Below are 17,214 nucleotides of genomic sequence, written 5' to 3'. Positions count from 1 at the left end.
TGTGTTTTTTTTTGCTATTTGGTTTTATCCTTTTCCAGAATACCCCTAACGACATCCTCGATCGTTACCACTCCCAATGCCTTTTCCAAGGCAAGCTCCGCAACTGAAAAGATGGGCTCTATTGTGTTTTGTATATTTCTTCCAACAGTGCATGCTGGATTAGGATTTTCATGGATTCCAAATAATTCTTTATCCGAGGCAACGTTGACAGCCTGATAAACATCAAGCAAAGTGATATCCGACAATTCCTTGGCCAAAGTTGCTCCGGCGATACCCGGACGAACGTTCACTAAACCTGCATTCTTTAGCATGCCGGTGATTTTTCTGATTAAGGCTGGGTTGGTGTTTACACTTTTTGCAATAAAATCAGAAGTGTTAACGCCTTCTTTGTTTATTTCTAAAAGAGATAATATATGGATTCCTACGGAAAAGCGGGTACTGATGGACATCTCTTTTTTCTCTCCTTTAAAATCTCTATTCTTATATAGTATAAATTATTTAACATGTAATTCAAGTGGTTACAAGTTATAATGGCCTGCAAGAATAATATTTATCCATTAACCGTATCCTTGTCAAGTAACGCCGTTTCTGCAAAGGCAAAAATAAAAAGTATGTGTAATTGACAAACCAGCATGGTGAAACTTATATTATAACGTGTAAATGAATCAGTTACAGGTGAAAGCAACAGGAGGGGGGAACCGAAATCGGCCGCTATGGCTGAGAAGAAATATCGACACAACTACAAGTGATGGAGGTATATGATGGCTAATAAAAAAAAGGGTAATCAAAAACAATCTTCTGCATTCACGTTTTGGATGATAGGGTTAATTGCTGTAATCATTATTGGCTTTATATTTTTGGCAAATGGGAAGGACGAAGATACAGCCGTTAAAGAAATCGATTATAAATCACAGCCTTATTTGGGTGAAAAATCAGCACCTGTCCAAATAGTTGAATTTGGTGACTATAAATGTCCAGTATGTAAGACATTCGAGGAGCAATTCTTTCCTTCCATACAAAGCGAATTGATTGATACAGGAAAAGCGCAATTTTATTTCATGAATTATTCGTTCATTAACGTCGATTCAACCAGATCCGCTAAATTTGCGGAAAGTGTTTATAAGGAATTAGGAAATGATACCTTTTGGAAATTCCATGAGCTTCTGTACGATAAACAGCCAGAGGACCTGAAATATGAAAAGGAAGATGTGTTTACGGACAAATTCCTAGAAGAAACATTGAAAGAAATCGCAAATGCCAAAGATGTGAAAAAAGTCGTTTCCGCTTTTAAAGCAGGCAATTCCGAGGACCAATGGAAAAAGGATATGGATTTGGCCGACGAATTGGGCGTTACCGGAACTCCTTCCTTATTTGTCAATGGCAAGAAGTTTGAAGGAAATACAATTGATGATTTAGAGAAAATGGTTGATGATGCAGCGAAGGAGAAATAGTGATGAACAAGCCACTATTATTTTCTTGGATCCTATCGATCATCGCCACTGCTGGAAGTCTCTACTTTAGTGAGATTCTCCATTATGTCCCCTGTACCTTTTGTTGGTATCAAAGGATCTTGATGTACCCGCTCATTATTTTATTGGGACGTGCCTTTTATGAGCAAGACCTGAAAGTTTACCGATACATCCTCCCATTATCGATTTTGGGCATGTTGGTGTCAGGATATCACTATAGTCTGCAAAAAATCCCAGCATTAAAGCAGTTCGAAATGTGTCAAAGCGGTGTTCCCTGCTCAGGTGAATATATAAATTGGCTAGGGTTCATCACGATCCCGTTTTTGGCCTTTATCGCGTTTACTCTCATCACTATCTGCATGGGACTGCTAATGAAAAAGAAAAACAGCTAATTTAAGCGCACCATTCTAAAAGGAATGGTGCTTTTTTATATATATCGACGAAAAATCAGGATATATCTCCGGAACCTGCAATATCTTGACGAAAAAATCGAATATTTCTCAGGAAATAGCAAAATATCGACGGAAAAACCAGGATTTATCTTTGAAATCTGCGATATCTCGACGAAAAACCAGAATATATCTTTGAAATCCGCGATATATCGACGAAAAACCAGAATATATCTTCGAAACCTGCAATATCTTTACGAAAAACCAGGATATATCTCCGGAAGCTGCGATATATCTCCGAAAAACTAAAATAGATCTCCGGAACCTGCGGATATATCGACGAAAAAACCAGGATATATTTTCGAAAATAGCAATATATCGACGAAAAACCAGGATATATTTTCGAAAATAGCAATATATCGACGAAAAACCGTGATATATCTCCGAAATCTGCGATATATCGACGAAAAACCAGGATATATCTCCGAAATCTACAATATATCGACGAAAAACCAGGATAGATCTCCGAAACCTGCAAAATATCGACGAAAAACCAGGATATATCTCCGAAACCTGCGATATTTCGACGAAAAACCGTGATAGATCTCCGAAATCTGCGATATATCGACGAAAAAACCAGGATATATCTCCGAAGCTGAATAGATCTCCGAATTCCTCTAAATAATAAAGTTGACAAAACGGCAACCTGTAACTTATATTATTGCATGTAAGTGATTGAGTTACAATTAAAGTTCCAAAACAATATATAGGAGGAATTTAAAATGAAAATCGGTATTATTGGTGCGAGCGGAAAAGCTGGAAGTCTGATTTTAAAGGAAGCATTGACTAGGGGACATGATGTTACGGCCATTGTCAGGGATGAAGCTAAAGTCCAAAATCAAGGAGCATCCGTACTGGAAAAAGACGTATTCGATCTGAAAGCTGAAGATATTAGTGGATTCGATGTGGTAGTGAATGCATTTGGCGCAGCTCCAGGGAAAGAACATCTGCATGTCGAGGCAGGAAAAATCTTGATTGAGGCCATGAAAGGGGCTCCTCAAACTAAACTGATCGTTGTTGGCGGAGCTGGAAGCCTTTTCGTTGACGAGGCAAAAACGATCCGCGTATTGGATACGCCTGAGTTCCCTAAAGAGTACTATGCAACAGCCTATAATCAATCCAAGAACCTTGGCGATCTACAAAATGCCACTGGCATCCAATGGACGTTCATCAGTCCTTCCGCTTTCTTTGATCCTCAAGGAAATAGAACAGGTAGGTATACATTGGGCAAAGACAACCTTCTTGTAAACTCAAAGGGTGAAAGCTATGTAAGTTATGCCGATTTTGCCCTTGCGGTACTTGATGAAATTGAAAACCCGCAGCACATCAACCAACGCTTTACCGTTGTTGCCGAAGCTGAATAATTTAGTGGACGTCGCTCCTTGTGGTGACGTCCATTTTTTTTACGTTGAAATGGATGAATTATGGCAGGCTGTTGATTCCAACAGATCCGAACTTGTTAAAAACGAATGAAATGATAAGTGGAACTAAATAATCAGGTCCTTGGACCTGTTAGTCATATAGTGAAAAAAAATAAGACCTTTTCCTGAAATATCGAGGAATGGCCTTATTTTTTTCAAGAAGAAAGCGGGATATTGCATGGAATGGTAGTTAAAATTATGGTTGTTTTTACAAAAGAAGGGTATTTTTATTGTTAATATATTTACAATAAACGAGTCTATGTTACTATAAAAAGGATGATTCAGAAAAAAATGGTGTTTTTTGTAGATTTATCTTAATGTGAAGGAGTTACAAAGTATGAAAAAAGTTAAAAAGGCGATTATTCCTGCAGCGGGATTGGGGACTAGATTTTTGCCCGCAACGAAGGCAATGCCTAAAGAAATGCTGCCAATAGTCGATAAACCAACTATTCAATATATTATAGAAGAAGCCGTGAAAGCGGGAATTGAAGATATAATCATCGTCACAGGAAAGAATAAGCGAGCGATAGAAGACCATTTTGATCATGCATATGAACTTGAGAATAACTTGAGTGAAAAAGGGAAATTCGATTTATTGGAGAAGGTGCGATACCCATCCAATTTAGCTAATATCCACTACATTAGGCAAAAAGAACCGAGAGGCCTCGGACATGCTGTTTGGTGTGCACGTAATTTTATTGGTGATGAGCCTTTTGCCGTCCTTTTAGGCGATGATATCGTGGAAAGCGATGTGCCCTCCATACGTCAATTAATCAACGAATATGATGCGACAGGTTCGTCGATCATTGGAGTGCAGCCGGTAAATGAGAACGAAACACATAGATACGGCATCATTGACCCGCTTACGCAAGAAGGCAGAAGATACGAAGTGAACCGTTTCGTCGAAAAACCAAAACAAGGAACGGCACCATCCAATTTAGCCATCATGGGAAGATACATCCTGACTCCGGAAATATTCGATTTCCTGGCCAAGCAGGAAACAGGAGCCGGCGGTGAAATCCAATTAACGGATGCCATCCAAAAACTGAATGAAATCCAAAAAGTCTTCGCTTACGATTTTGATGGAAAACGCTTTGATGTTGGTGTTGTTGATGGTTTTGTGAAAACGACCATTGAATTTGCCCTGCAACGTCCTGATCTAAGGGACGATATCATAAAAATAATGGAAAATATCCTCGACCTGCATAAGGCAGTGGACAAATAAACTTTTAATTTAATAGAGTAATCATTTTAAAAAATCTCCAACTATTGATCATTCATAGTTGTTATTTTGGGTTAATGAACGGCAAACATAATTTTGAATGGTGAATAAATCGATAAAAGGGGATGCCAATTCAGTGAATAAGAAGGTAATAAAAAGAAAAGCCGATTTCCTTAAACAGCCTATCGCCAATTTCTTATTAAAGGAAAATCATCAGCGTGTAAATAAATATGCAAAGTATTATGAGAAATTAAGCGTGCAAAAAAACACCATTCTATATGAGAGTCGTGATGGAAACAGTATGACTGACAGTCCATACGCGATGTTTAAATATATGCTGGAAAATCAGGACTATCAAGATTTCATGCACATTTGGTCCATCCAGGATTTCAATGTCCTTTCAGGTGTAATGGCGAAGTATAAGGATATGCCGAATGTTCAATTCGTTCAACGCAATTCAAAGGAATATTTAAAATGGCTGGCAACAAGTGAGTATTTAATCAATAACTCCACATTCCAGTCTTTCTTCATCCCTAAAAGCGAGCAAATTTACATCAATACCTGGCATGGAACGCCCCTTAAGAATATGGGCTTTGATATACCCGGTAACCCTTCGCATTCTCAAAACGTTGTCAGGAACTTCTTGAGTGCGGATTTCATCTTGAGCCCTAATGCCCATACTACTAATATGTTTACAAAAAGCTATAAACTGAATGGCTTGTATAAAGGTGAAATTATAGAAGAAGGATACCCGAGGATCGATTTGACGCTGAACACGAATCCGGGAGAGTATAAGGGTTATTTAAGGACTCTAGGTTTGAAAATCAGCGATGCCAAGGAAAGTATTTTATATGCCCCGACTTGGAAGGGGACGAATCTGGCCAAAGTGGATAACGATCTTTTGCAAATTATTGCAGATATGAATGATCTACAAAGTCAAGTCGGTGAACAATATAATATATTGATTAAGGTGCACCCTTATCTTTATAAAGAAGCCACTAAGCATTTGGAAATCAAGGATCGACTAATACCTGATCATGTGGATACAAATGAATTGCTTGCTGCAGTCGATTTACTTATCACGGACTATTCCAGCATCTTCTTTGATTACCTTGTTACCGATAAGCCAATTCTATTCTACACATGGGATACGGACGTTTATGCTGAGCAAAGGGGTCAATATCTCCAAAATGATGAACTCCCGGGGCCGATGCTTTTTAACTCAAAAGAATTGGCACTGGCCATTAAAGATATTAAAAATGTGAAATTGGGATATTCCGATAAATATAAAAAAATGCAGGAGAAATTCACGAACCATGAGGATGGAAAAGTAACAGAGAGAATAGTCAAAAATATTTTCAATAAATCTACGAAACAACTGAACACAATTACTGGCCTCGATTCCGCAAAGGAAAAAATATTGATTTATCCGGGCGGAATGAGGGATAACGGAATTACTTCCTCTTTCCTTAACTTAATGAATAATATTGATTATGAGAAATATGATGTCAGCTGTTTTACTGCCACTCCTCATTCTCATGAAGCCCTAAAGAATCTTGGCAAGGTGAATAAGAATGTGCGTTTTCTATTCAAACCTGGCTTGCCTGTGTATAAAATTTTGGAAGTCTACAAAGATAAATTCATCCATAACAGAGGGGAAAGAGGATTCTTAGGGAAGAAGCTTTACCCGGAAGATGCCTATATTAGAGAGCATGCACGTTTATTCGGAAAAACGAAGTTTGATTTTGTGATCGACTTTAGCGGTTATAGCCATTATTGGGCTAAATATCTGCTGGCGGCAGATGCAAAAAAGAAAGTTTGTTATATGCATAATGATTTGCTTTCCGAAAGTGAGAAAACTTTTAATGGAAAGAGACCTCACCGTATCAATCTAAGGGGACTGTTTTCCGTATACAATCGATTTGATAAGCTTGTAAGTGTTTCTGAGGGAACGATGGAATTAAACCGAAAGAATCTATTGGAGTATGCAGACTACGATAAGTTTGATTATGTAATGAATTCGATCAACCCGGATAAAATCCTTCAAATCGAGCCAGATGAATCTGAGGTTATCAAAAATGATGAAAAGGCATTGATCACAGAAAACTTCAAAGCAAGGGCGATATTAAGGGATGTTAAGGATAATCATGTTTGGAATGCGCTTCCGGGAATTTCGAATGCCACCCAATTTCCACTGGAAGTACGATTTGAAGGTGCTGAAATCGTGATTTCAAGAAAGGCCCATGCCGAACAGAACACTTTTTACAAATTCAGCCATAACAATCAAATCATTGGCTGGATTAGTGAAGAAGCTGTTGAGCTGTTGCCGGACAGCATCATTTATGAAAAAGAAGTGGATAAGATTGCAAGGTTAGTAAGACCTCGATCGAATTATATTTGGTCGTTGCCGTATAAGGTTGAAGGCACGTACAAAATCTCTGGCAGTCATGATTTTAAAGGGATCATTGTAAAAGTCGATAAGGAAGCAAAAACCCAGCATTCGATTTATAGCAGAATATCTGTAAAAGATAAAATGATAGGCTGGATAGATAATTCGGCTTTATCCATGCTTGAACATTGTACAATCAATGAAGACATGAGCTTAAATGACAAGCTGCAAATCATGATGAAAAGAAAGTATATAATATCCAGAAACTATAAAAACAATAAAAAATTCATTGATAAGATTGAAAATAGGACGTTGAAGGAAATAAACACGGGTAATCAGAAATACGGAAAAATAACCAATCCGGAGGACCATACAATCTGGACAAAGGCTTATCCGAACTACAAGGCCAAAAGAGTGAGCAGGGCAATCGATTTTGAAGGGCAAATCGTCAGAATCATAAAGTATAACAGAACCAACAAAGGCGGCTATTACCTTTTCGAAATCGATAATAAGAAAATCGGCTGGTTAAATACAAGAGCATTTGAAGTGATAGAGGAGCCAATCCTGTTAAAAGAACGGGAAGTGCGCGGCACTGCCGAAATTAACTTGGGCGATTATAATATTTGGGATAAGCCTTATGGGCTGCAAGATGCCATGGTCTTGGAAAATGGGCCAAGCTTCAATGGCCGGATCGTGGAATTCGATAAAGAAGCGGTTACCCAACTTGGTACTTATGCCCATATATCATTGGATGGGATATCTATAGGCTGGATTGATAAACAGGCGTTATGCGTGCAAGAGGTCCATGGATTGGAAGTGAATAATCAATTCGTTCCATATCCTGATAAAAATGATTTTAACTTTGTCAATATGGGAAGATTATCACCTGAAAAAGGTCAAGATAATTTGATTCGTGCTTTCGCAGGCTTTCATGAAAAACACAAAAATAGTAAACTGTATATTTTAGGACAAGGCCCTTTAAAGGAAGATTTGCAGGCAATCGTTGATGAGCTGGACTTAAATCATTCCATTCATCTTTTGGGCCAGCTAGAAAATCCATTTTCGTTCATGGAAAAATGTGACTGCTTCGTTCTTTCCTCACATTATGAAGGGCAGCCTATGGTTCTATTGGAGGCGATGACTTTAGGAATGAAAATCATGGCTACTGATATAGTGGCTAACCGAACCGTTTTGGAAAACGGCAAATATGGTTTACTTGTCGAAAATAGCATAGATGGACTGGAAAAGGGCCTATCTACCATGGTTAGTAAGGATAATCCTAAACTAGCGAAGTTTGATTACACCCAATATAATGGATTGGCCATGGAAACCTTCAACAAATGCTTATAAAATGAGGGAGGTTCTTATCATTAAACCTCCCACTAATGACATATATAGGTTGCGAGATTTGGCAATGATTCATTTAAGCTTAAAGTAAAAGGGGAAATTCTATATGATTTTGGTCGTTGGCGGTGCTGGATATATTGGAAGTCATCTTGTAAAAGAGTTAGTGAATACTGAAGAGGTTGTCATTCTGGATAATCTATCAACCGGTTTTCGTTCGCTGGTCGATTCGAAGGCCATCCTGGTGGAAGGAAATTTAGGGGACGAAGCGGTCTTGAATGATATTTTCCTTAAGTATCCCATTAAAGCCGTTATGCACTTTGCTGCAAATAGCTTGGTTGGGGAGTCTGTCCAAGATCCTTATAAATACTATGAAAATAATGTAGGTGCAACTCTTACATTGTTGAATACCATGCTCAAGCATGATGTTAAGAATTTCATTTTTTCATCAACGGCAGCTACATACGGGATACCGAATGTTGATATGATTGATGAGAATCAGCCAACCAATCCGATTAATCCATATGGCCGCTCGAAATTGATGGTAGAGCAGATCTTAGGAGACTTCGCAAAAGCATATGGACTTCATTATGTTGTCTTGCGTTACTTTAATGCGGCCGGAGCACATGCATCGGCAGAAATCGGTGAAAGCCATGACCCGGAAACACACTTGATTCCGATCATTTTACAGCATTTATTAGGGCAACGTGAGAAGATTTCCGTGTTTGGTACGGACTATGACACAGAAGATGGCACTTGCATCCGTGATTATATCCATGTAACGGATTTAGCCCAAGCTCATATAATCGCGCTTCAAGCCCTATTATCAGGGAAGAAGGATACGGCCACCTACAATCTTGGGAATGGAAAAGGATTTTCGGTTAAGGATGTAATCGACACTTGTGAAAAAGTCACGGGAGTGAAACCGACCATCGAGTATGCAGACCGTCGCCCTGGAGATCCCGCCCGCCTGGTTGCTTCGGCCAATAAGATATATGAAGAGCTTGGTTGGAAAGCATCGATAGATTTGGAAGAAATCATTGAAAGTGCGTGGAAATGGCATAAATCTCAAATGAATTAATGGTCCCTTGGGACTCGATAGTCGTTTTTCAGACTGCAGGAAAACTCTAAGAAATACGAGTTTGCCTGCAGTTTTTTTAGTTGAAAAACATTCCAGCTTATTTCAAAAATCCGCTCCCTTTCCGCCGGATTTCTGCCAAGCCTCATTAAAGCAAGCGTCTGTGGGATCTCGGCTAGCCAGTCATTGGCAGGAGTGTCGCAAATTTCTTCCATGCATAAGCGGGTCTTAAACATGATTCGGGATGAGACCAGCCTACTCAAAAGAATACTTTGGCTTAGGCCAACCGCCCTTCATCTGCCCTTCACACGCTTAAAGAGGGAATCTTCTGGCGGGAAATAAAATCAATGGCCATTTCACTGAGTATAGGACGAAAAAGGGATTTTGATGGAGATATAGAATTACTAAAGAGAAGCACCATTCATTTAATAGGAGATGTTAGATTTGAAGATGGTAAAGGTTTTTCATTACGATGCGTTCAGTAGTATACCGAATAAAGGAAATCCGGCAGGTGTCGTTTTAGATGCGGATGGACTGACGGAAAAGGAAATGCAGGATATAGCGCTGAAGGTGGGGTTTAATGAGACCTCTTTTCCCATGGAGTCCGATATTGCGGATCTTAGAATCCGTTATTTTACACCAGGACATGAAATGAATCTCTGCGGTCACGCGACAATGGCTACCATCCATGCGCTGAAGACAAGGGGATTGCTGGATAAGGATGAGCTGATGATTGAAACAGGAGCGGGTATATTGCCAATCAAGATCCATACGACCGCGGATCAAGAGGTATACATCACGATGAAGCAGGCCGCGCCACAGTTTGAAGCGTTTAGCGGAGATAAGGGTAGCTTGGCCAGTTCCCTCGGACTTGATATAGATGATCTTGAAAATGAATTACCTATCGTTTATGGAAGTACAGGTTTATGGACTTTACTGGTTCCGGTAAAGGAACGCGATTCATTCAAAAGGATGAAGGCGAACAATAAACTGTTTCCGCAATTATTAAAGGAAATGCCAAGAGCTTCAGTTCATCCCTTTTGCCTGGAAACGTATGATAGTGATGCCCATATGCATGCCCGGCATTTTTCCTCGCCATTTTCAGGTACGCTTGAAGACCCAGTAACAGGAACGGCTTCAGGTGTAATGGGCGCTTATTATGCAAAATACATAAAGGATGGTCTTGAAGATGAGGTGCATCTATTAATCGAACAGGGACATGAAATCGGGAAGGATGGCAGAGTCCGCGTTACGGCTGCCAAAAACCATGATACATACGATATTGAAATCACAGGGAATGCTATCTACGTTAAAGAATTTGAAGTGGAAGTCTAAAGATTCATGCAGAGGGGGATGGGCGGTTGGATGATAAGCATATAAAAACCCTGTGCTAAGACTTTTCGTGTCTTAGCACAGGGTTCTTGTTGAATCATTCTCCCATGCTCATTCCTTTTAAAACGACCGCAGTCAGAAACACGGTCACGCAAATGATTGAGGTGGATACGACAATCGCTATTGGTAAAGTCATTGTAAAGTCCTCCTTTAGATGATGGTCACGCCGCTAAGATCAACCTTAGCTCCATGTAAAAAGTTGTAAGTGAGTTTATCCATCGAAGCTCCAGTAAAGTCGATTTTCTTTAAATCGGACATCCGAAATTGAACATTGATGAGTGTGGCATCGCGGAATGATGCCTTTTTCAATGAAGAACCCTCGAAAATGGTTTGTTTGAATGTTTCTTTATCAAAAATAAGACCAGATAAATTACAGCCTTTAAAATGGGTTTTATTATAAATGCAGTTCTTGAAAGTAACTCCTTTTAAATTTGCGCTTTTAAATAGGGTACTGGTTAAATTGGCGTTTTCAAAGATGCAATTATTTAAGTTAGTGCTTTTAAATGTGCTGTTCGTCAGATCGGAATGGCTGAAATCAGAACGGCTTAAATCGCAGGAATTAAATTTTCCATCATGCACCGAAACCGAGCGGAAGTCGGAATCCAATAAGCGTTGTCTGGAATAGTCCATGCTTATCGCCTGCTCAAGCACATTGTATTGCAGATTGAGCGATTCCATGAGCTCTGATACTTCCCCAATCGAATCCACAGTCAGCTTATACGCTTCCTGCTCGCTCGTACCATTCCTTCTATGGTCATTGTATTTTTCCAGTAAGTTTTGCAGCAGTTCTTCTTCCAATTCATTTGCTGTTTTTGCACTTTTGTACGGAGCAAAAATGTTATGAACATGTGTATTCAATTTTTCAATCACATTTCATCTTCCTTTCTTACAAGAGGCGCTCAAGTATTCGCTTGGCCTGCTCCCAGTCATTTTTATTTTGGATATATGTGTCTTCCCCAATCGGGGTGATTTTGTAATATTTCCTTCTCCCGCCTTGTGTGGCATCTCCCCAATAAGAGATGATGCATCCGTCCTTTTCCAGTCGCTTTAAGCTGGAATACATCGTCGCTTCCTTAATTTCATATTGCTCATCCGAATCCATATATATCAGTTTGCTGATTTCATAACCATATTTATCGCCACTTTGCAGGAGTTTTAGAATCATTGTATCTACATGTCCTCGAAGCAAGTCAGAGGATAGTTGTCGTTGAACCAAATCCTCACCTCCTTTGGTATATCTTAAGGTATATTACTATGACAGTCAAGGTAATATATTTAAAATGAATCGCGCAGGTATAATGTCTACATTTAAGCGCCGCATGGAGATCATTCTTACTAATTAGCCAGATATGATATCCGCTTGGAAGGGATTTTTAATGCTTTATAGAAAAAGTAAGCAAGGGGGGAGGGATGTTGAATAATTCGTGGAATAAAGTGATTTATAAGGCTTGGTCGCCAATTTATGACAAAATCTTCAATTCTCATCTCTTTTTGGATGCCAGGAAAAGAATATTTGAAGAGATGCATTTCCAAGATCATGCAAAGGTTCTGTTTGTGGGCGTAGGTACTGGGGCCGATTTGGAGTTGCTCAAGAACCTTGACCTGGAGATAACGGCGATAGACCTGTCAGCCGATATGCTAAATAAAGCGATGGAGAAATTTGATAATACATCGATCAATTTTCTCGAGATGGATGCACAGCATATGGAATTCGATAATGAATCGTTTGACTATATAGTGGGAAGTTTGATTCTTTCCGTCGTACCTGATGCCGATGAATGCCTTCGGGAGATGATCAGGGTTTTAAAAGGCGAGGGGAAAATCATCCTATTCGATAAGTTTATTTCTAAAGATGAAGTGCTATCACTACCCAAAAAGCTTCTGCGGCCCATCATTAGATTTTTAGGAACGGATATTGGCTTGCGGTTTGAAGACTTGTTCAGTAGACATGATAAGAATATGAAAATTGAAGAGGATCGACCGATCATGCTGAATGGAATGTATAGGAAGATAATCATCAGTAAGCGGATTTGATGGATTGGTTAGGGAGTCTATGGAGAATTCGAAAGGACCGCTATCCCAATTGAATAGTAATGGAAATGATGCCATTCTGGAAGTCTTAATGGAATGGACGCCACATTATCCAAATTGGCTCAACTGAACATTCTTGGCAAAAGGTACGGTGTCGACATTATAGAAGAGATGGTCAAAGTAGCGATGAGAAAGAATAGGGGCATCTGGCTGAAACCAGTATAATTAAATGGCGGGTTACGATGGGAAGGGGTGATGGTATTGTCGGAGACGATTACAACCTATGAAGATCTATTGAATATGCTGGACTCGTTATTGCGTGAGCCAACTGCATTCTGGAATGATTTTTATGAAGACCGTGAAAAGGGGGGTCCCTTTTTCGAAAATTTCCCTGATGAGAATTTGGTTACATATTTTGATGGAGGGTCAATTGGGCCAGGAAAGGTTCTTGAGCTTGGGTGCGGACCTGGGAGAAATGCCGTTTACCTTGCTCAAAAGGGCTGTTCCGTTGATGCGGTGGATCTTTCGAAGGCAGGACTGGAATGGGGAAAAGAACGAGCGGCAGAAAAGAAAGTGCACGTGAACTTCATTCAAAGGAATATATTTGATTTGGATATTGAGGAAGGGCAGTATGACTTCGTGTATGATTCAGGTTGTTTTCACCATATTGCGCCACATCGAAGGATCAATTATTTAGAGATGGTGAAAAAGGCGCTAAGGCCTAAGGGATTGTATTCAATTACTTGTTTTGTCGAAGGCGGCACATTGGGTGGTGCAGAACTTTCAGATTGGGAGGTATACAGGCAAAGGAGCCTTAAAGGCGGATTAGGTTTTACTGAAGAAAAACTCAGAATGATTTTCAAGGAATTTGAAGTGATGGAAATACGTAAAATGAGGAGAATGAAACAATCGGATGAAACGTTTGGGGTGGAAGGTTTATGGACGGCCTTATTTATGAAAAAGTAAGGTGAAATGGCGGGATACGATGGTTTTAAACGGAGGATCTGGGAACAGGTCCTTTTTTGTTATGAAGAAAAGGGGGGATTTGTTAACAAAATATAAAAATGGTAAACTTTAATAATGAAATGCTTTTGGGTGAACGTAGATATACCAGAATAATAGATGTAGGTTCCTGCAAATTTTTTTTGAAAAACAGTGGTTGCATGGTTTCAAAAACAGCTGGGAAGGTATATGGAAAGAGGGGGCCATTGGGCATCAGGCCATGACAATCCATGTATTGAAGAAGTTATATTCAATGCTTTTCCTTAGCTGATGAAACGTTTAACTTTCAATGCCTGACATTGCTGATTTCTGTATGTAGTGCATTCGATTTATTGATTACTGAGACCAATTGGAATGCTATTTTATAAAAAATAGGTGGAGAAACTTATGCATAGAAATAAAGAATTATATTCCTTTTTATTGGACGTGGCAGCACAATTGACTGATGATTGGTACGCAACATTGAATAAAAGCGATAAAGCGGGTGTGTATAGCTCATCCGATCCCAAAGTGATTAAAAAACTTAAGCAGCAAAATAATGAATTCCATTTGCGTTTCTTTCAGGTCTTCGTTACGGAGGAGAGGGAATTCTTTAATCGGCTTGGTGATTGGATTGAAGATATCGGTCAGGATGAGCAGCATTTAAATACACCGATCTATTTTATATTGAGGGAGTTTTTTCGAACGCAAGATCAATACCTTGATTATATTGACAGGTTTGTGGAATTGCATGGTGACCAATATCCACAGGAAGAAATTAATTCCTGGTACCGGATAGTGGTGAAGGTGTTCAGTGAAGTGATGGAGAGGTTTACTGAAGCGAATCATCGATATGCCAATAAAATCATGAAAGCCCAACAGGCAACGATCGATGAATTGAGCACGCCCATCATTTCCCTTAAAGATAACATGGCGTTGCTTCCCTTGATAGGCAATATTGACACGACAAGGGGCATGACCTTGCTTGAAAACACCTTACAAAAGTGCGTTGAAAAAAATGTCACAAGGCTTTTCATTGACCTATCGGGCGTTCATACAATAGATGGTGCATCCGCCCACCAGCTGTCGCAATTGATTGAATCCTTACATTTGATCGGTATTGAAACAACCCTTTCAGGACTTCGGCCGGAAATAGCCGTGACTGCCGTTAAGCTTCAACTTCCTTTTGATAAAGTGACGATAAAGTCCACTCTTGCCCAGGCAATCAGTACGATCAAATAATACATACATATCCAGGGCATGGGATGCTCGCTATAAACTTCATCGAGAAGACCTCCATATGGGGGTCTTCTCGCATGTATAAGTGATGCTGCATTCAAAATAGGTATAGGGCCCATAAAGCAAAAGCCGGAACCTGTTGGATTATTCAATATTGGCAAAGACGGCTAGATCTACTTTATTGCCAACCACTAAAAGCATATCATTTTCATGGATATCCTGATCTGGTGAGGGGGCTATGATGATTTCTCCATTACTCACTATGGCAATGACGCTGATATTATATTTTGCCCGTAGATCAAGCTCCCTGAGGCTTTTTCCCTTCATGCTCATGGGCAGGATGATTTCCTCGATATTGTATTCTTTAGAGAGCTCTATATAGTTCAGCATGTTAGGGGACAGGAGCTGATTCGCGACCCGTTCCCCCATATCCCTCTCAGGATAGATAACCCAGTCGGCTCCGACTTTAGTGAGCACCTGACCGTGATTTTTATTAAGTGCTTTGGCAATGACTTTATCGACCCCAAGCTCTTTTAAAAGCAAGGTAGTTAAAATGCTCGATTGCATGTCATTTCCGATGGCTACGATGACACAATCGAAATTCCGGATTCCGATTGACCTCAAAGTCTCTTCTTCTGTCGTATCCGCCATGATCGCATGGGTAACGCTCAGTTCCGCATTCTCTACTCTTTCCTCGTTGACATCAACACCCAATACCTCTTGGCCAGCCGTATATAATCTATGGGCCACACTGGTTCCGAACCTGCCTAAACCGATCACGGCATATTGTCGTTTTCCCATCTATTACACTCCTTCATTTATGTTTAACCAATCATGATTTTCCCTTTTGGACGTCGGAACGGATCTGGTTTGCGCCTCATAGCGATGGCAAAGGCCAAAGTCAAAGGACCCACACGGCCTGCAAACATCGTGAAAATGATGAGCATCCGGCCAACCGGTGATAATTCGGGGGTCAACCCCATTGAAAGTCCCACGGTGGCGAATGCTGAAGTGGCTTCAAACAAAATCATCAAGAAATCAGTTCCGCTTTCAGTGATGGTCAGCAGAATGGAGATGATTGAAACCATGAATACGCCAATGAATGTAACGGATAATGCTTTAAAGATCGTTTCACTCACAATGCGATGACGGAATAATACCACATCACCCTTTCCTTTAATCTGTGACCAAACCGTTCCGACAAGCGTTGCTAATGTCGTAGTTTTAATTCCGCCGCCAGTCGATCCGGGCGAAGCCCCGACGAACATCAAGAAAATGATGAGCAGTAATGTAGGTTGAGTTAAATCAGGGATATTCAACGTATTGGAGCCTGCCGTCCTAGGTGTAACCGATTGAAATAATGAGGACAGCGTTTTACCCATGAAAGATAAAGGCTGCAATGTCTTGGCATTACCTAACTCGAATAAAAAGATTAAAATTGCGCCGACAATCGTAAGTGCCAAGCTAGTCGTCAGAACAACCTTCGTATGTATGGATAAACGATGGGTATCACGGTATTCGTATAGTTCATTCATCACGATAAAACCTATTCCGCCAAACGTGATGAGGAAGACGACCGTAAGGGTTACGAATGGATCCGATACATAAGGGGTCAAACTCTTGAATTCCCCCATTAAATCAAAGCCGGCATTATTGAAATTCGATATGGAATGAAAAACCCCGTAATAGATTGCCTTTCCGATTGGCATGTCAAAAGAAAAGCGAATCGATAGAATGAGGGCACCCATGCCCTCAATGATGGCCGTGAAAATTAAAAGCCGTTTCACTAATCTGACTACACCCGACATGGATAGATTATTTAAAGACTCTTGCAGAACTAGCCTGCCTTTTAAAGAAATCTTTTTGCCTACTAATAAAAAGAAAAACGTCGCAAATGTCATAAACCCTAAGCCGCCTATCTGAATCAGTGTTAAGATGAGCAACTCACCAAAAGTGGTGAAGGTCGATCCCGTATCCACTACGACAAGTCCTGTTACACAAGTAGCGGAGGTTGCGGTGAATAAAGCATCCAGAAAAGAAAGACCATTGCCATTTTCAGTGGAAATCGGCAGGGTTAATAAATAGGCCCCAATAAGTATCAGGATGGCAAAGCCGAGTACAAGTATTTTTGGCGGATCCAATAAATTTTTTGTCATTCTCAAATAAATCATCCCTACCTATAAAAAAATTGTGTAAAAC

At 40.0% G+C, this 17,214-nt stretch carries 16 protein-coding genes; 11 read left to right on the top strand and 5 right to left on the bottom strand.

Annotated elements, in window-relative coordinates; translation table 11 throughout:
• Nucleotides 1-14: 14 nt before the first annotated feature.
• The gene (locus N0M92_RS07450) at nucleotides 15-449 is read right to left on the bottom strand and encodes an Rrf2 family transcriptional regulator (protein WP_260285165.1); all 435 of its coding nucleotides are present in this window, start codon (nucleotides 447-449) and stop codon (nucleotides 15-17) included.
• Between the two features lie 312 nt (nucleotides 450-761).
• Between N0M92_RS07450 and N0M92_RS07445 the strand changes: the two genes are divergently transcribed.
• The 7 genes from N0M92_RS07445 to N0M92_RS07415 all read left to right on the top strand — a co-directional run bounded on the left by N0M92_RS07445 (nucleotide 762) and on the right by N0M92_RS07415 (nucleotide 10,707).
• Nucleotides 762-1,451 carry a DsbA family protein gene (locus tag N0M92_RS07445; protein ID WP_260285164.1) on the top strand — a complete coding sequence of 230 codons (690 nt, stop codon included), beginning with the start codon at nucleotides 762-764 and terminating at the stop codon, nucleotides 1,449-1,451.
• 2 nt (nucleotides 1,452-1,453) lie between these two features.
• Nucleotides 1,454-1,861: a disulfide oxidoreductase gene (locus N0M92_RS07440; protein ID WP_260285163.1), complete on the top strand. Its 408-nt coding sequence runs from the start codon at nucleotides 1,454-1,456 to the stop codon at nucleotides 1,859-1,861.
• Nucleotides 1,862-2,640: 779 nt separating this feature from the next.
• Nucleotides 2,641-3,282, top strand: coding sequence for an NAD(P)-dependent oxidoreductase (locus N0M92_RS07435; RefSeq protein WP_260285162.1), 642 nt, complete (start codon nucleotides 2,641-2,643; stop codon nucleotides 3,280-3,282).
• 394 nt (nucleotides 3,283-3,676) lie between these two features.
• The gene (gene galU / locus N0M92_RS07430; RefSeq protein WP_260285161.1) at nucleotides 3,677-4,564 is read left to right on the top strand and encodes a UTP--glucose-1-phosphate uridylyltransferase GalU; all 888 of its coding nucleotides are present in this window, start codon (nucleotides 3,677-3,679) and stop codon (nucleotides 4,562-4,564) included.
• A 133-nt stretch (nucleotides 4,565-4,697) separates the two neighbouring features.
• A complete protein-coding gene (locus N0M92_RS07425) occupies nucleotides 4,698-8,300 on the top strand; it encodes a CDP-glycerol glycerophosphotransferase family protein (RefSeq protein WP_260285160.1) in 3,603 nt (1,200 codons plus the stop codon).
• A 103-nt stretch (nucleotides 8,301-8,403) separates the two neighbouring features.
• Nucleotides 8,404-9,375, top strand: coding sequence for a UDP-glucose 4-epimerase GalE (galE, locus tag N0M92_RS07420; protein ID WP_260285159.1), 972 nt, complete (start codon nucleotides 8,404-8,406; stop codon nucleotides 9,373-9,375).
• Nucleotides 9,376-9,816: 441 nt separating this feature from the next.
• Nucleotides 9,817-10,707 (top strand): PhzF family phenazine biosynthesis protein, encoded by an 891-nt coding sequence (locus N0M92_RS07415; RefSeq protein ID WP_260285158.1) that lies wholly within the window; start codon nucleotides 9,817-9,819, stop codon nucleotides 10,705-10,707.
• A gap of 207 nt (nucleotides 10,708-10,914) precedes the next feature.
• On the opposite strand, the gene N0M92_RS07410 is transcribed toward N0M92_RS07415, so the two are convergent.
• Together N0M92_RS07410 and N0M92_RS07405 are read right to left on the bottom strand one after the other, a co-directional pair.
• Nucleotides 10,915-11,634: a pentapeptide repeat-containing protein gene (locus N0M92_RS07410; RefSeq protein WP_260285157.1), complete on the bottom strand. Its 720-nt coding sequence runs from the start codon at nucleotides 11,632-11,634 to the stop codon at nucleotides 10,915-10,917.
• A 16-nt stretch (nucleotides 11,635-11,650) separates the two neighbouring features.
• Nucleotides 11,651-11,929: a PadR family transcriptional regulator gene (locus N0M92_RS07405; protein WP_370662603.1), complete on the bottom strand. Its 279-nt coding sequence runs from the start codon at nucleotides 11,927-11,929 to the stop codon at nucleotides 11,651-11,653.
• A 248-nt stretch (nucleotides 11,930-12,177) separates the two neighbouring features.
• On the opposite strand from N0M92_RS07405, the gene N0M92_RS07400 reads away from it, so the two are divergent.
• The 4 genes from N0M92_RS07400 to N0M92_RS07385 all read left to right on the top strand — a co-directional run bounded on the left by N0M92_RS07400 (nucleotide 12,178) and on the right by N0M92_RS07385 (nucleotide 15,018).
• The gene (locus N0M92_RS07400; RefSeq protein ID WP_260285156.1) at nucleotides 12,178-12,798 is read left to right on the top strand and encodes a class I SAM-dependent methyltransferase; all 621 of its coding nucleotides are present in this window, start codon (nucleotides 12,178-12,180) and stop codon (nucleotides 12,796-12,798) included.
• 93 nt (nucleotides 12,799-12,891) lie between these two features.
• Nucleotides 12,892-13,020 carry a hypothetical protein gene (locus tag N0M92_RS07395; RefSeq protein ID WP_260285155.1) on the top strand — a complete coding sequence of 43 codons (129 nt, stop codon included), beginning with the start codon at nucleotides 12,892-12,894 and terminating at the stop codon, nucleotides 13,018-13,020.
• 36 nt (nucleotides 13,021-13,056) lie between these two features.
• Nucleotides 13,057-13,761 carry a class I SAM-dependent methyltransferase gene (locus tag N0M92_RS07390; protein ID WP_260285154.1) on the top strand — a complete coding sequence of 235 codons (705 nt, stop codon included), beginning with the start codon at nucleotides 13,057-13,059 and terminating at the stop codon, nucleotides 13,759-13,761.
• A 423-nt stretch (nucleotides 13,762-14,184) separates the two neighbouring features.
• Nucleotides 14,185-15,018 carry an STAS domain-containing protein gene (locus N0M92_RS07385; protein WP_260285153.1) on the top strand — a complete coding sequence of 278 codons (834 nt, stop codon included), beginning with the start codon at nucleotides 14,185-14,187 and terminating at the stop codon, nucleotides 15,016-15,018.
• 141 nt (nucleotides 15,019-15,159) lie between these two features.
• On the opposite strand, the gene N0M92_RS07380 is transcribed toward N0M92_RS07385, so the two are convergent.
• On the bottom strand, nucleotides 15,160-15,816 hold the full coding sequence (locus N0M92_RS07380) for a potassium channel family protein (protein ID WP_260285152.1): 657 nt from the start codon (nucleotides 15,814-15,816) through the stop codon (nucleotides 15,160-15,162).
• 23 nt (nucleotides 15,817-15,839) lie between these two features.
• Nucleotides 15,840-17,171, bottom strand: coding sequence for a TrkH family potassium uptake protein (locus tag N0M92_RS07375; protein ID WP_260285269.1), 1,332 nt, complete (start codon nucleotides 17,169-17,171; stop codon nucleotides 15,840-15,842).
• Between the last annotated feature and the right edge of the window lie 43 nt (nucleotides 17,172-17,214).

The organism is Peribacillus aracenensis, from assembly GCF_025175645.1.
In the GTDB taxonomy this organism is placed as follows: domain Bacteria; phylum Bacillota; class Bacilli; order Bacillales; family DSM-1321; genus Peribacillus; species Peribacillus aracenensis.
This window is presented reverse-complemented; position numbering and strand designations above follow the sequence as displayed.

Excerpts from the sequence above, each read along its gene's own strand:
- N0M92_RS07450 (WP_260285165.1), bottom strand. The coding sequence starts at position 449 with ATGTCCATCAGTACCCGCTTTTCCGTAGGAATCCATATATTATCTCTT.
- N0M92_RS07445 (WP_260285164.1), top strand. The coding sequence starts at position 762 with ATGGCTAATAAAAAAAAGGGTAATCAAAAACAATCTTCTGCATTCACG.
- N0M92_RS07440 (WP_260285163.1), top strand. The coding sequence starts at position 1,454 with ATGAACAAGCCACTATTATTTTCTTGGATCCTATCGATCATCGCCACT.
- N0M92_RS07435 (WP_260285162.1), top strand. The coding sequence starts at position 2,641 with ATGAAAATCGGTATTATTGGTGCGAGCGGAAAAGCTGGAAGTCTGATT.
- galU (WP_260285161.1), top strand. The coding sequence starts at position 3,677 with ATGAAAAAAGTTAAAAAGGCGATTATTCCTGCAGCGGGATTGGGGACT.
- galE (WP_260285159.1), top strand. The coding sequence starts at position 8,404 with ATGATTTTGGTCGTTGGCGGTGCTGGATATATTGGAAGTCATCTTGTA.
- N0M92_RS07405 (WP_370662603.1), bottom strand. The coding sequence starts at position 11,929 with ATGATTCTAAAACTCCTGCAAAGTGGCGATAAATATGGTTATGAAATC.
- N0M92_RS07395 (WP_260285155.1), top strand. The coding sequence starts at position 12,892 with ATGGACGCCACATTATCCAAATTGGCTCAACTGAACATTCTTGGCAAA.
- N0M92_RS07385 (WP_260285153.1), top strand. The coding sequence starts at position 14,185 with ATGCATAGAAATAAAGAATTATATTCCTTTTTATTGGACGTGGCAGCA.
- N0M92_RS07380 (WP_260285152.1), bottom strand. The coding sequence starts at position 15,816 with ATGGGAAAACGACAATATGCCGTGATCGGTTTAGGCAGGTTCGGAACC.
- N0M92_RS07375 (WP_260285269.1), bottom strand. The coding sequence starts at position 17,171 with ATGACAAAAAATTTATTGGATCCGCCAAAAATACTTGTACTCGGCTTT.